The following is a 13,208-nucleotide window of genomic DNA, read 5'->3' on the forward strand; positions in this document are numbered from 1 at the left end:
TTGCCTCGAATCATGCATGATGGAAGCATGTCGCTTCCAACACCCTCATTGAGCAAGGTCCGGGCCTTCCCCGCACTGGAGAAGAAGGCCGCGGCACGGCTCGCGGCAGCCCTGGACGAGTCCGCGGACACCACCGTTTTCGTCAACGGCACCACCCTGCAATTGCCCGACGTAGCCCACGCGGCACTCATTGATGTCCTGCAGCGCATGGCGCGCGGCGACGAGGTGAGCGTGAGCACCGTCGAGTCCCTGCTGAACACCTCGCAGGCGGCGAAGATGGCCGGGGTCTCGGCCAGCTACCTGCGCAAGCTCACCGACTCGGGAACCATCCCGGTTGAATACCGGGGCACCCACCGCAGGATCCGTCCGGCCTCCGTCCAGGCCTGGCTGGACGCACGGGCGGCAAGCCCGACCGACACCCCGGAATAGACCCAACCGCAACACCCCCGTGCTGGTTTCGGTGCCCTCCTTCCCCCTAGGTTGGAAGTGGCCGCAGTGGCCGGCGTCGTTGCCAAGAAGGGGTTGGGTGCCATGCTCCGGAATCGAATGATCAGGCTTTCGCTGGCCTCGGTGGCGGGTGCCGGCATGGCCCTTTCGCTGTCGGGTTGCTTCGGCGGTCCCGCCGAAGCCCCGACCACGACCGGGATTCCACAGTCCGGGGTCCCCTCGTCCACGGCACCGGCAACGGACACACCCGCGAGCGCCACTCCGTCCCCCTCGGCCACGGCAACACCCACGCCTTCGCCTTCGGAAACGGCGCCCGCCACGAGCCCTTCGACCACGACATCGGCCTTGACGATCTTCTACGTGGCCCTCAACGACCAGGGAAAATCCGGCCCGATGATCGGGTGCGGCGACAGCATCGTGGCCACGGAGACCGGGCCGGTGGTGTACGCCAGCCAGGTGGAGGCGGCGATGAGCGACCTGCTCGATGACAAGGACGCACAGCACGGGGAATCGGGCTTGATGAATGCGCTCTCGAGCTCGAACCTCACGTACGTCTCATCCTCCGTCGCCGGCGACACGGTCACGGTGGAGCTTTCCGGGGAGCTCAGCTCGGGCGGGGTGTGCGACGATCCGCGCATCATCGCCCAGGTCACCTATACCGCGATGGTTGCCGCCGGCACGGGCGAAGCGAAGGTCCTGCTCAATGGCATCGACGTCAACAAGTACTTGAGCCAGAAATAGCCAGGTGTTGACGTATAGGCAACAACTGTTGATAAGGTTCGGATGTGAGCTCAATTACAGGACCCCTTGCGGGCAGTGAAACCGAAATCGCCCTCGAACGCGCCGCCGCGCACGAGTCGCTCTTTTCCGAGCGCGCCTCGCACATCAAGCAGTCCGCGGTCCGCGACGTCTTTGAGCTTTCCCTGGACCCCTCACTGGTTTCGCTGGCCGGCGGCAACCCGTACCTGCAGTCGCTGCCGCTGGAAAAGCTCGGGGCCATGGCCTCGGAGCTGATCGCGACCCAGGGCATGACAGCGTTGCAGTACGGCAGCGGCCAGGGCACCGAGGAACTTCGCGCCCAGATCTGCGAGGTCATGGCCGAGGAAGGGATCACCGGGGTCGACCCGAATAACATTGTCATCACCACCGGGTCACAAGCCGCACAGGATGTCGCTTGCAAGGTCTTCTGCAACCCCGGGGACACCGTATTGTGCGAGGACCCCACCTACGTGGGCGCGCTGAACACCTTCGAGGCCTACCAGGTCCGCGCAGAACCCATCGGCACCGACGAGCACGGGCTCATTCCCTCCGCACTGCGCCAACGCATAGGGCAGCTGCGCGAGGCCGGCGCACGGATCAAGTTCCTCTACACGATCCCCAATTTCAACAACCCTTCGGGCATTACCCTGGCCGCCGAGCGCCGCGCGGAGATCGCCGAGATCTGCATCGAGGAAAACATCCTCATCCTGGAGGACAACCCCTACGGGATGCTGCGTTACTCCGGCGAGCCGATCCGCCCGCTGCGCGCCGACTACCCCGAGAACGTCATCTACATGGGATCCTTCTCCAAGATCCTGGCCCCCGGCCTGCGCATCGGCTGGGCGGTGGTTCCGCCCCACCTGTTCCGCCGCTTCTACCTCGCCGCCGAGGCCGTCACGCTCTGCCCGGCAACCTTCAACCAGATGCTGGTCAGCAAGTACCTCGACGGGCACGACTGGCGCGGGCAGATCCAGACCTACCGGGAGCTGTACGCCGGGCGTTGCGCCGCGATGCTCGAGGCGCTGGATGAGTACATGCCGGAGGGTGTCGGCTACACCCGGCCCGAGGGCGGCTTCTTCATCTGGGTCACGCTGCCGGAGGGAATCGACACCTATTCACTGTTGTCCAAGGGCATCGAGGCGGGCGTGGTCTTCATACCCGGAGCTGCCTTCAGCCCCCACGACGGGCCAAGCCACCGGCTGCGCCTGGCCTTCAGCGCGGTCCCCGAGGAAAAGATCCGCGAGGGCGTCAAACGCCTGGCCCCGGTTCTGGCCGCTGCCATCGCCGAGAACGGCGTGCGCTAGAAAAGCCGCCGGTCCCCTGGGACAACGCGACGACGGACAGCGCATGATGTATCCATGTGGTTTGGATGGATCGAATTCGATCTCCTGCTGGGCGATGTGCAATCGCTCAAGCAGAAGCGCACCGTCGTGCGTCCGATGCTCGCCGAGATCAGGCACCGGTTCGAGGTTTCCGTCGCGGAGAGCGGAAGCCAGGAACTCCACCGGCGCGCCGGGCTGGCGGCGGGACTCGTCGCGGCCGACGCAGCCCACGTGATCGAGGTGCTCGACGGGATCGAGCGGCTGGTCGCCGCACGGCCGGAAGTGGAGTTGCTCAGCGCCCGCCGCCGGCTGCTTTCCTCCGAGGACGAGTAGCCACGTCGATGTACTGCCCCTGGCCGACTTGCCGGAAGCCGGCTAGTGGATCACCCAGGTGACCACGCCCAGCAGCGTGCACACCACCACCAGCAGCACTCCGAGCCGCGGGGCGATCCACGCGGTGACCTCGTGCTCGCTCGGCGGCACTTCCTCCGGGACGGAACCGGAAACCGAGGCCACCGGCAAGATGGCCAGCCCGTAGGCCAGCAGGATCCGCGAGGGCGAGAGCATCGTGGCCATCGAGGCGGTGACATTGGAAACCGCGACGATCTGCAGCACCGAGGAACCCATCGCGGTGGCCGCCTGCGCCTGGGTTGCCGCGAGCATGGAGTTTGCCGCAGTGTTTGATCCGGAGATGAAACCGGCCAGCCCATTGATGACCGGCCCCAGCACCAGGTATCCGGTGCCGTTCCCGGCGAGCGCCGCGCCCAGTTCCCCGCCCATGCCGGTGGCGGCAAGCAGGGCTCCGAGGATGGTGAAGCCCCCGGTGGTCACCCCGATCGGGATCCAGCTTCGGTAGGCCACATGGGCCCGGGTGCGCAGCTTCCGGTTTCCTCCGCCGAGCGAGGCGGAGGCATATTGCGCGACCAGGCAGGCGACAACCAGCCACACCCCGCCGCTGGTCAGTGCGCGCTTGAGCAACGAGGGTTCCATGGGCGAGGTCAGCGCCCTGGCCAGCAGCAGCCCGACGGTAAGCACCCCGTAGGGCAGCAGTGCCACCCAGACCGCACGTCCGGCGGACACCAGGGTGCCTCCGGCCTTGAACGCCAGCAGGTGCACGGCCAGCACCAGCAGGGAACCGACGATGCCGGCCGGCGGGGTTCCCATGAGCAGGTTGGCGGCGAGGATTCCGGCGTTGAGCAGCACCGCGGCACCCAGCAGGTGCGCCAGCAGCCGCCCCGGGTGAGGCGAGCCTGCCCGCAGCACCAGCCAGGAGACGATTCCCGCGCCCAGCACCACCGGAAGGGTCATCAGCGCCGAGCGCACGCCCACGTCGAAGAGGGTGAGTCCGGCCAGGTCCGCCGCCACGAGGGTGCCGGGGCCGAGCGCTCCCCACGGGACCGCCACCAGCCCCAGCAGGCTCAGGATCGCCGAGTGCTTGATCGAGTGCCCCAGCTGCAGCAGCAGCGGCACGCCCACGGTGACACCGATGCCGAACCCGGTGACGGATTCGGCGAACGGGACCAGCCCGAAGATCACCAGCACCGTCCCGGCCTGCTGGTTCGAGGCGCTTTGGCGCAGCCAGCCGGAGATCCTGTCCATGGCACCGGTTTCGGTGGTGATGCGCGAGAGCAGCACCCCGGCGAAAAGGATCAGCAGCACCTCCAGGATGGTGGGGCCGAACATGGCCCCGGCGTCCAGCAGTTCAGCCAGCGGGGTGGGGAAAAAGAAGATCGCTGCCAGCACCCCGGTGACCAGCGACCAGGTCGCCATGGTGGTCGCCTTGGTCTTGGCGAAGAACAGGGCCATGGCCACCACGATTGGGGAGGCGGCAGCCAGTGCCAGCATGCGGCGCATCCTTTGTTCGGGGTGCCGCACCTGGAAATTGAGGCGGCATGTTCTGCTGCGATTGAGGATACCCGTCCGTGGCAGTAACAACGACTTCCTGGCGGTTGCACCACACAGCCGTGGCAGCAGGAGACCCGCCGCACGTTTCACCATGTGAACGTACGGCGGGTCCCGGGATCGGCTTCGGTTTGCGGCGGGGACCTGCCTAGGCCGCGCGGCGGGCCGGGGCCAGATTCCGGCCAAGGACCAGGCCCAGTCCGGCCATGCCAACGCCGAGCGCAAAGTGCAGAACGTTGTCAGCCGTGTTGACCGGGACGAAGTTTGCGGCACTGGATTGGTCGATGAAAACCCCGTAGAAGCCCAGGACCAAGTAGACAATCCCGCCGACGACCAGGAACGCCTTCGCCTTCGCCGGGCTGCGCCACAGCATGACACCCAGGACGCCGAAGAGCAGGTGGACTACGTTGTGCAGGACCGAGACCTGGAAGATGCCGAGCAACATTGAGCTGGAGTGGTGTCCGGCCATCCCCAGGTGTTCGGTGTTGCTGGTGATGCCGGGAATGAATCCCAGGACACCAACCAACAGGAAGACCGCGCCAACAGCCAGTGCAACATATTGCACCAGAGAGCGGTGGGTGGTGGTGTGTGTCGAGGCCATGGTGTGCTCCTTGGGTTCCTGTCGATCTTCAACGCGATTGCGTTGCTGACACCAGGTATTCGGAACCACAGTGCAAACGGATTGCCCTCGGGGCGAAGATCTTCTGGCCTCGGCTAGGCCTGGTGGAGTTCGTCGTAGTCGTTCCGTGCCCGGAGGATGGATGCCGCATGGGCTTGCGACCATTCCCGCATGACTTCGAGGGGACCGAGCAGGGTGCCGCCGAGCCTGGTGAGTGCATATTCCACGCGGGGCGGGATCTCTGGGTAGCTGGTGCGGGTCAACAAGCCGTCACGTTCTAGCTGGCGAAGTGTTTGGGTGAGAACCTTGGGTGTGACACCACCGATGTCGGCCCTCAGCTGCGAGAAGCGGCGGGGCCCGGGTTCCAGGGCCAGGAACACCAGCGGCGTCCATTTGTCCCCCATGCGTTGCAGGATCAGGCGCGAGGGGCAGTCGGGGCTCATGACATCGAAAGCCGCACCATTGGTATCCATGGGGTAACCATATTACGTTGAGGTACTCGATATCAATTGGATACCATTGAGGCAATGACACGGCAGGGCCGTCCGCCCGCCACCCTAGAGATCAAGGAACCACCCATGAAGATTGCCGTATACGGAGCCACCGGAATGGTCGGAAGCCAGGTCGTTGCCGAGGCCGCCAAGCGTGGCCACGAGGTCACCGCGGTGTCCCGCAGCGGGCGCGAAGTCGCCGGAGCCGCCTCCGCAACCGTCGCCGAACTTGGCGACACCGCGGCCTACCGCGCGCTGGCCAAGGAAAACGACGTCGTCGTCTTCTCGATCCCGCCATCGCGCACCGGTGAATCCCACCAGCCGTTCATCGACGCCCACGAAGAGATCTCCGAGACCCTGGTCCCCGCCCGCGTCTTCGTCGTCGGCGGAGCCGGCGCCACCGAAGTCGACGGGGTCCGCCTGTTCAACACCCCCGGGTTCCCCGAGGAGTACATGCCCGAGGCCCGCACCATGGGCGAGGTCCTGGATTTCTACACCTCGGCTTCGGGCCTGGACTGGACCATGCTGGCCCCCGCCCCGGTGATTGCCCCGGGCGAGGCCACCGGCAACATCGTGCTGGGCAACGATTCCCCGGCCGGGGACCACGTGAGCACCGGCGACTTCGCCGTTGCCGCGCTTGACGAAATCGAGGACCCGAAGCACCTGCACCGCCGCTTCACGGTGGCCAGCGCCTAACCGCCATCCACGCATCGGGTGCGGTGGAGATCGGAATAGCGATCTCCGTCGCACCCGCTCGCAGTTAAGCTTTGTTGCGGACCTCGGCGCTCGCGCTATGAGTTCACCCACACACCCCCTGCCCCGGCTCAAGGCACGGACTAAGGTTGAGGGCGGTGCCCACCGCCAGCATCCCCCGCGGTCCGGCGACGGGCGCACGACTCCACTTCACTTCATCGTCATTGGTTCGCAGGAAGCAGCTTCATGAATAACGTTCGTCCCCTGGCCCGTCGACTGTTCCCGGCCGCCTTCGGCCTTGCCGCAGCACTCGTGCTTGCCGGCTGCGCCCCGGCCACCACTGCTCCGGAATCCGGCAATGACGCCGGAACCCCGGTCGCCGGCGGCACCCTGGTCTACGCCTCGGGCGACGCCGAGCCCAGCTGCCTGGACCCGCATGTGGGCGGCAACTACCCGCAGGCCCTGGTCTCTTCGCAGTACCTGGAAACCCTGTACACCAAGGACGCCGAGGGCAAGCTCATCCCGTGGCTGGCCGAGGACTCCACGGTCTCGCAGGACGGGCTCACCCGGACCCTGAAGATCCGTGAAGGCATCAAGTTCACCGACGGCACCGCGTTGGACGCCGCCGCCGTGAAGGCCAACTTCGAGCACCTGCTCGATCCCAAGACCGCCTCCTCCACCGGGTACCTGGCCCTGGGCAAGATCGATTCCATGAAGGCCCTGGATGCGGCCACCCTCGAACTGAAGCTCAAGAGCCCGGACAACTCGCTGCTGGAGTCCTTCTCCATGCCATGGGTAGCCATCGAATCCCCCACCGCACTGAAGCGCAGCCAGGAAGAAAATTGCGCGGCCCCCGTGGGCACCGGCCCGTTCAAGGTCGAATCCTGGAAGAAGCAGGACGCGGTGAACCTGGTCCGCAACGAGGACTACGTGCAGCCGGTCGCCACGGACGGCCACGAGGGCGCGGCCTACCTGGACGGCATCACTTGGCGTTTCATCCCCGAGGCGGCCACCCGCTACGCCGCGCTGCAGGCCGGCGAGGTGCAGGTCATCGACAACGCCCAGCCCGACACCATTGCCGCGGCGATCAAGCTCCAGACCATCAAGCACCTCGACGCCCCGCGCCCGGGTGCCTCGAACCGCATTGAGCTGAACTCCTCCAAGGCGCCCTTCAACGATTCCAAGGTCCGCGAGGCCTTCATCCACGCGGTGAACGTGGATGCCGGCATCGACTCGCTGTTCTTCGGCACCGCGCCGCGCTCCTATTCGCCGCTCTCCAGCGTCGAGCCACTGGCCTACTCCGCCGAACCGCTCTTTGCCTACGACCCGGCCAAGGCCGGGGAGCTGCTGGATTCGGCCGGCTGGACCGAGCGCGACTCCGAGGGCTATCGGACCAAGGACGGCAAGCGCCTGTCGCTGGTCTTCCCGGTGAGCACCAGCCAGTCGATCCCCGCCGAGCAGTCGCTCTTTGAGCAGCTGCAGGCAACGGCCAAGGAATCGGGCATCGAGATCAAGATCAACCTGCTGGACCTCTCCAGCTGGTACGGCGAACTGTTCAAGAACGACTACAACCTGGTCTCCGCCCCCTACACCAAGGTCGGACCGAGCGTGCTGAGCATCCTCTTCCACTCGGACTCCACGATCCCGGCGCCCTCGGGCTACTTCGCCAACCTCTCCCAGGTCAAGGACCCGGCGCTCGATCAGCTGCTGGACGCCGCGGGTTCCACCGCCGACGAGGCGGAGCGCAAGGACAAGTACGCACAGGCGCAGAAGCTGGTGCTCGAGGGGCACTACCTGCTGCCGCTCTATGACCAGCAGAACCACTTCCTGTACTCGGAGAAGCTGAAGAACGTGGGCGCGACCACCGCGGTGGCCACCCCGACGTTCTTTGACACCTGGCTGGCCAAGTAGCGAACGCCGAAAACCACACTCCAAAGATGAACCAGCCCCTGCCTGCCGGCGGGCGGTCGACCCGGGTTGCCGGGGCGGCCGCCCGCTGGGTGCTGGGCAAGATCGGCGGAGGGCTGTTCGTGTTGTGGGCGGTGGCCACGGCGATCTTCTTCGGCATCCGGATGATCCCGGGCGACCCGGCCGAGGCGATCATGGGCGGGCCGGGGTCGCAGGCCTCGGCCGAGGCGCTGGCCCAGGCCCGCGCCGACTACGGCCTCGATGCGCCGCTGTACGTGCAATATTTCAGCCAGTTGTGGCGCCTGTCCACCGGGGATTTGGGCACCTCCTACTCGCTGAAGACCCCGGTGTCCGAGGTCCTGGGAGAGCTGGTCCCGCCCACCCTGGTCCTGGCCGTGCTGGCCCTGCTCGTGGCCTGGGCCCTGGCGCTGGTCGTCGCGGTGCTCTCCACGCGCAGCGGTGCCCTGGGGTCCGCGTTGGCCTCGGGCCTGGAGATCGTCTCGGCCGCGGTCCCGCACTTCTGGCTCGCCAGTGTGCTGATCATGCTTTTTGCCACGGCGCTGGGCTGGCTGCCGCCGGTGAGCACCAATGCGCCGGCCGGGCTGGTGCTGCCGGTGGCCACCCTGGCCCTGCCGCTGGCGGGGTTCCTCGGCCAGGTCATGCGCGACACCCTGGAAGCTGCACACCGCTCCCCCTTTGCCCTCTCCGCCCGGGCGCGCGGGGAATCGGAGACCGGGGTGCTGCTGCGCCATTCCCTGCGCCACGCCGCCCTGCCGGGCATCGCCCTCTCCGGCTGGGCGTTCGGCTCGCTGCTCTCCGGAGCGGTGGTCGTGGAATCCATTTTCGCCCGGCCGGGCCTGGGCCGCTCGCTGCTTTCGGCGGTGACCGCCCGCGACATCCCGATGGTCACCGGCGTGGCCCTGCTCTCGGCCGGCGCCTACGTGGTGATCATGGCCTTTTCCGATCTTGCCGAGCGCCTGGCCGACCCGCGGATGGCCGGATCATGAGCATCGAGAGGCAGGAACTGCCCCCGGGCGACCCGGTGCTGGCCCAACACACCGCGAAGCGACCGGCACCCGGCACCCGGGGGCTGCGGGCGGTTGCAGCGCGCCTGCCGCTGCTGCTTTCGGCCGCGGTGCTGGCCTTCTTCGTGCTCGCGGCGCTTCTCCCGAATGTCCTGGCACCCTTTGACCCGTTGGCCATCAACCCCGTCGACGCGTTTTCGCCTCCCGGGGCGGCCCACCTGCTGGGCACCGACGAGTCCGGCCGCGACATCTACTCCCGGATCATCCACGGCGCCCGGCCCTCGCTGCTGATCGGGGCCGCGGCCACCGCGATCGGCCTGGGCCTGGCCCTGCTGCTGGGCACGATTGCCGGCTTCGGCGGCAAGTGGCTGGACTTCGGGGTGGGCCGCATCCTGGAGGTGCTCTTCGCACTGCCCGGCCTGCTGCTGGCCCTGGTGTTCATCGCGCTGGCCGGGCCCGGGGTCGGGACCACGGTGGTGGCCGTCGGGCTGACCACCGCGCCGGGGTACGCGCGGATGATCCGAGCGCAGATCATCGCGCTGCGCACCTCCCCCATGGTCGAGGCCGCCACGGTGCTGGGCCGCTCCCGCGCGAAGATCCTGGCCACGCATATCCTGCCCAACGCGCTGGCGCCGATCGCGGTGCTGGGCACCCTGGGGCTGGGGCAGGCGGTGGTCTGGGCCGCGTCGCTGAGCTTCCTGGGCCTGGGCTCCCCTCCCCCGGCCCCCGAATGGGGCGCCATGCTCTCGGCCGGGCGCACCTACCTGGCCCTGGCCTGGTGGATGACGTTCTTCCCCGGCCTGGCCATCGTGCTGGTGGCTGCGGCCTCCACCGTGCTTTCCCGCGCGCTGAAAACGGCAGGTGCCCGATGAATGCCACCGCACCGCTCCTGCGCGTCGAAAACCTCGACGTCGCCTTCGGCGAAACCCCAGTTGTCTTGGACGTTTCCTTCACCGTCAACCCCGGTGAATGCCTGGCGCTGGTCGGTGAATCCGGCTCCGGAAAGTCGGTGACGGCACGTTCGCTGATTGGTTTGGCCGGGCCGGGATCCACCGTGCGCGCCAACGCGCTGGAGGTGGCGGGCGTCGATGCCCGGGGCCTGTCCCAGCGTGCCTGGCGCTCCATCCGCGGCAAGCGGGTGGGGTTCATCCTTCAGGATGCGCTCACCTCGCTCGATCCCCTGCGCAAGATCGGCAAGGAAATCGACGATGCGCTGCGTTTGCACGGCTCCGGCTCCGGGGCCGCGCGGGCGGCCCGCGTCGTCGAGCTGCTCGAAGCGGTGGGGCTGGATGACCCGGTGCGCCGTGCCTCGCAGCGCTCGGGCGAGCTGTCCGGCGGCATGCGCCAGCGCGCCTTGATCGCCTCGGCCATCGCGCTGGACCCCGCCCTGGTCATCGCCGACGAGCCGACCACGGCGCTGGATGCGACGATTGCCGCGCAGGTCATGGACCTGCTCGGCGGTCTGCGCGCCGCCGGATCCGGCATGCTGCTGATCAGCCACGACCTGGCCGCGGTGGCCAATCTCGCCGATTCGATCGCGGTGATGCAGGGCGGGCGGATCGTCGAGTCCGGGCCCGCGGAACGGATCCTGGGCGACCCGCAGCACCCGTACACGCGCGCGCTGCTGGCCGCTGTTCCCGCCGGCAAGCCCCGCTTCGCACCGCTCTCCCCCGCCTCCACGAGGGCTTCCACCCCGCTGCCCGACACGCCGCAAGAAAGCCAGGCCGGCGGCCGGCCGGTGCTGCGCGCCGAAGCGCTGTCCAAGAGCTTCACGGTCCCCGGTGGCCCCGACTTCGCGGCCGTGAAGGACGTGGGCTTCGAGCTGCACGCCGGCCGCACCCTGGGCGTGGTGGGCGAATCGGGGTCGGGCAAGACCACCACGGCCCGCATGGCCCTGGGCCTGCTGGCCCCCGATGCCGGCACCGTGGAGCTCTTTGGCGAGCCCTGGAGCCAGGTGCCCGAGGCCGCCCGGCGCACGCGCCGCTCCGCGCTCGGCGCCATCTACCAGGACCCGCTGTCCTCCTTCGACCCGCGCCTGTCCGCCGGCGCCCTGCTGGCCGACGCCCTCAGCTTCGGGGCCACCCGCAACCCGCGCAAGCATGCGGCGAAGATCTCCGAGCTGCTCGCGCTGGTGGGCCTGGACAAGGACCTGGCCGGCCGGAACCCGGCAACGCTTTCCGGCGGGCAGCGCCAGCGCCTGGCCATTGCCCGGGCCCTGGCCCCGAACCCGCGGGTGCTGATCTGCGACGAGCCGGTCTCCGCGCTGGATGTCTCCATCCAGGCGCAGGTGCTGGATTTGCTCGATGACCTGCAGCGGCGGCTCGGCCTGTCCTACCTGTTCATCTCCCACGACCTGTCGGTGATCCGGCACATGAGCGATGAGGTGCTGGTGATGCAGGGCGGGAAGATCGTGGAATCCGGGCCCACCGAAGCGGTGTTCACCGCCCCGGCCCACCCCTACACGCGGACCCTGCTCGCGGCCTCCCCGGGAGTGGTTTCGGGACGCTGAGCCGGGTCCGGGGCGGGGATCAGTTCCCCGGTTCCCGCACCAGCTCGGACTCGGCGTCCTCCCCCAGCGCATCCAGGCGCCGCGTTCCGGTCTGGACCAACACGTCATCGAGCTTGGGCAGCGCCCGGGCAACGGCCGCCTTGGCCTCCTCCACCGTGGCCTCGACCTCGGAGAGGGCCGCGTCCCGGACCACGACCACGGCGGTGCAGTGCAGCCGGTGCCCGACCCAGCGCAACTGGATCCGCGGCGTTTGAACGATCCCGGGAACCGAGGCGAAGGCCTCCTCGGCCCGGGCCAGCAGGTCCGGCTCGATGCCGTCCATGAGCCGGCGCCCGATGCTGCGGATGGTGCCCACCAGCAGGACGATGATGGCCGCGGAAATGAGCAGGCCCACGATGGGGTCGGCCAGCGGGAAGCCCAGCATCGCGCCGCCGGCGCCCAGCACGACTGCCAGGGAGGTGAATCCGTCGGTGCGGGCGTGCACCCCGTCGGCAACCAGCGCGGCGGAGCCGATCCTGCGCCCGATCTTGATCCGGTACATCGCCACGGCCTCGTTGCCGATGAATCCCACGACGCCTGCGGCCAGCACCCAGCCCAGGTGCGCCAGGGGTTGCGGGTGCAGCAGACGGTCGATCGACTGCCAGGCCGCCAGGACCGCGGACAGGGCCACCACGACCACGATGAACAACCCGGCCAGGTCCTCGGCCCGCCCGTAGCCGAAGGTGTAGCGCCGGTTGGCCGCACGGCGCCCGAGGATGAAGGCGATCCACAGGGGCACGGCCGTCAGTGCGTCGGAGAGGTTGTGGATGGTGTCGGCCAGCAGGGCCACCGATCCGCTGAAACCCACCACGATGAATTGCAGGACGGTGGTCGCCAGCAGGATGGCCAGGCTGACCTTTAGCGCCCGGATCCCTTGGATGTTGGATTCCAGGGCGTCGTCGATGGAATCGGCGGCGTCGTGGGTGTGCGGAACGAAGAGCTCGAACAGCCATCCGGTGAATCCGGATCGGTGCTTGTGGCCGTGTGCGCCATGGTCATGGCCGTGGTCATGGCCGTGGTCATGGCCGGCATGGTTGTGCTCGTGGTCATGCGGGTGGTCGTGGTGCCCTCCGGGCCCGTGATCGTGGCCGTGGTTCCCCGGCCCGGGGCCGTGTGCCGTGCTCACTGTTGCCCCCGGGAATGGTGGGCGGGTGTGCCGCCCAGGGCGTGTTCGGCCTGGTGGATGGCGTCGACAACCAGTTGGCGCGCATGCTCGTTTTCCAGGCGGTAAAGCACCTTGGTCCCCTCCTGCCGGGTCGAGACCATGCGGGCCAGGCGCATCTTGGCCAGGTGCTGGGACACCGAAGCCGGGGATTTGCCCAGCAACTCGGCCAGGGCACCGACCGCCATCTCCCCGGACCTCAAGGCCAGGATGATCCGCACCCGGGTGGCGTCCGCGAGCATGCTGAACACCTCCACCGCCAGTTCGACGTACTGGCTGTCGGCGTCCAGGGTGCATGCTTCGCTATCTGCATTCATACGCAGATAGTTGCA

General features: G+C 68.1%; 14 protein-coding genes. 9 read left to right on the plus strand and 5 right to left on the minus strand.

Annotated elements, in window-relative coordinates:
- Positions 1-27: 27 nt before the first annotated feature.
- The 4 genes from FPY90_RS11055 (at position 28) to FPY90_RS11070 (ending at position 2,861) form a co-directional block, all read left to right on the plus strand.
- A complete protein-coding gene (locus tag FPY90_RS11055) occupies positions 28-429 on the plus strand; it encodes a helix-turn-helix domain-containing protein (RefSeq protein WP_071214099.1) in 402 nt (133 codons plus the stop codon).
- 102 nt (positions 430-531) lie between these two features.
- On the plus strand, positions 532-1,188 hold the full coding sequence (locus FPY90_RS11060; protein WP_498680979.1) for a GerMN domain-containing protein: 657 nt from the start codon (positions 532-534) through the stop codon (positions 1,186-1,188).
- A gap of 44 nt (positions 1,189-1,232) precedes the next feature.
- On the plus strand, positions 1,233-2,510 hold the full coding sequence (locus FPY90_RS11065) for an aminotransferase-like domain-containing protein (RefSeq protein WP_071214100.1): 1,278 nt from the start codon (positions 1,233-1,235) through the stop codon (positions 2,508-2,510).
- A 54-nt stretch (positions 2,511-2,564) separates the two neighbouring features.
- A complete protein-coding gene (locus FPY90_RS11070) occupies positions 2,565-2,861 on the plus strand; it encodes a DUF503 domain-containing protein (RefSeq protein WP_071214101.1) in 297 nt (98 codons plus the stop codon).
- Positions 2,862-2,903: 42 nt separating this feature from the next.
- On the opposite strand, the gene FPY90_RS11075 is transcribed toward FPY90_RS11070, so the two are convergent.
- The 3 genes from FPY90_RS11075 to FPY90_RS11085 all read right to left on the minus strand — a co-directional run bounded on the left by FPY90_RS11075 (position 2,904) and on the right by FPY90_RS11085 (position 5,522).
- Positions 2,904-4,373 carry an L-lactate permease gene (locus FPY90_RS11075; protein WP_498680983.1) on the minus strand — a complete coding sequence of 490 codons (1,470 nt, stop codon included), beginning with the start codon at positions 4,371-4,373 and terminating at the stop codon, positions 2,904-2,906.
- Between the two features lie 205 nt (positions 4,374-4,578).
- Positions 4,579-5,031, minus strand: a complete 453-nt coding sequence (locus FPY90_RS11080) for a DUF4383 domain-containing protein (RefSeq protein ID WP_498680985.1) — start codon at positions 5,029-5,031, stop codon at positions 4,579-4,581.
- A gap of 113 nt (positions 5,032-5,144) precedes the next feature.
- Complete coding sequence (locus tag FPY90_RS11085) at positions 5,145-5,522, minus strand: winged helix-turn-helix transcriptional regulator (protein WP_498680986.1); 378 nt, start codon at positions 5,520-5,522, stop codon at positions 5,145-5,147.
- Positions 5,523-5,627: 105 nt separating this feature from the next.
- Between FPY90_RS11085 and FPY90_RS11090 the strand changes: the two genes are divergently transcribed.
- From FPY90_RS11090 to FPY90_RS11110, 5 genes are all read left to right on the plus strand, one after another.
- Positions 5,628-6,236 carry an NAD(P)-dependent oxidoreductase gene (locus FPY90_RS11090; RefSeq protein WP_071214105.1) on the plus strand — a complete coding sequence of 203 codons (609 nt, stop codon included), beginning with the start codon at positions 5,628-5,630 and terminating at the stop codon, positions 6,234-6,236.
- A 243-nt stretch (positions 6,237-6,479) separates the two neighbouring features.
- Complete coding sequence (locus FPY90_RS11095; RefSeq protein WP_498680989.1) at positions 6,480-8,144, plus strand: ABC transporter substrate-binding protein; 1,665 nt, start codon at positions 6,480-6,482, stop codon at positions 8,142-8,144.
- Between the two features lie 26 nt (positions 8,145-8,170).
- A complete protein-coding gene (locus tag FPY90_RS11100) occupies positions 8,171-9,148 on the plus strand; it encodes an ABC transporter permease (RefSeq protein WP_498680991.1) in 978 nt (325 codons plus the stop codon).
- Entirely contained in the window at positions 9,145-10,038 is an 894-nt protein-coding gene (locus FPY90_RS11105) for an ABC transporter permease (protein WP_498680992.1), read from the plus strand. The genes FPY90_RS11100 and FPY90_RS11105 overlap by 4 nt, the downstream gene beginning before the upstream one ends.
- Positions 10,035-11,675, plus strand: a complete 1,641-nt coding sequence (locus tag FPY90_RS11110; RefSeq protein WP_498680994.1) for a dipeptide ABC transporter ATP-binding protein — start codon at positions 10,035-10,037, stop codon at positions 11,673-11,675. The genes FPY90_RS11105 and FPY90_RS11110 overlap by 4 nt, the downstream gene beginning before the upstream one ends.
- A gap of 19 nt (positions 11,676-11,694) precedes the next feature.
- Here FPY90_RS11110 and FPY90_RS11115 read toward each other — a convergent pair whose 3' ends face one another.
- Both FPY90_RS11115 and FPY90_RS11120 read right to left on the minus strand, forming a co-directional pair.
- Positions 11,695-12,840, minus strand: a complete 1,146-nt coding sequence (locus FPY90_RS11115; protein ID WP_498680996.1) for a cation diffusion facilitator family transporter — start codon at positions 12,838-12,840, stop codon at positions 11,695-11,697.
- Entirely contained in the window at positions 12,837-13,193 is a 357-nt protein-coding gene (locus FPY90_RS11120; protein WP_498680998.1) for an ArsR/SmtB family transcription factor, read from the minus strand. Before FPY90_RS11120 ends, FPY90_RS11115 begins: the two co-directional genes overlap by 4 nt.
- Positions 13,194-13,208 lie beyond the last annotated feature (15 nt).

The sequence above is a fragment of the Arthrobacter sp. C2 genome (assembly GCA_024207135.1).
Lineage (GTDB): Bacteria > Actinomycetota > Actinomycetes > Actinomycetales > Micrococcaceae > Paeniglutamicibacter.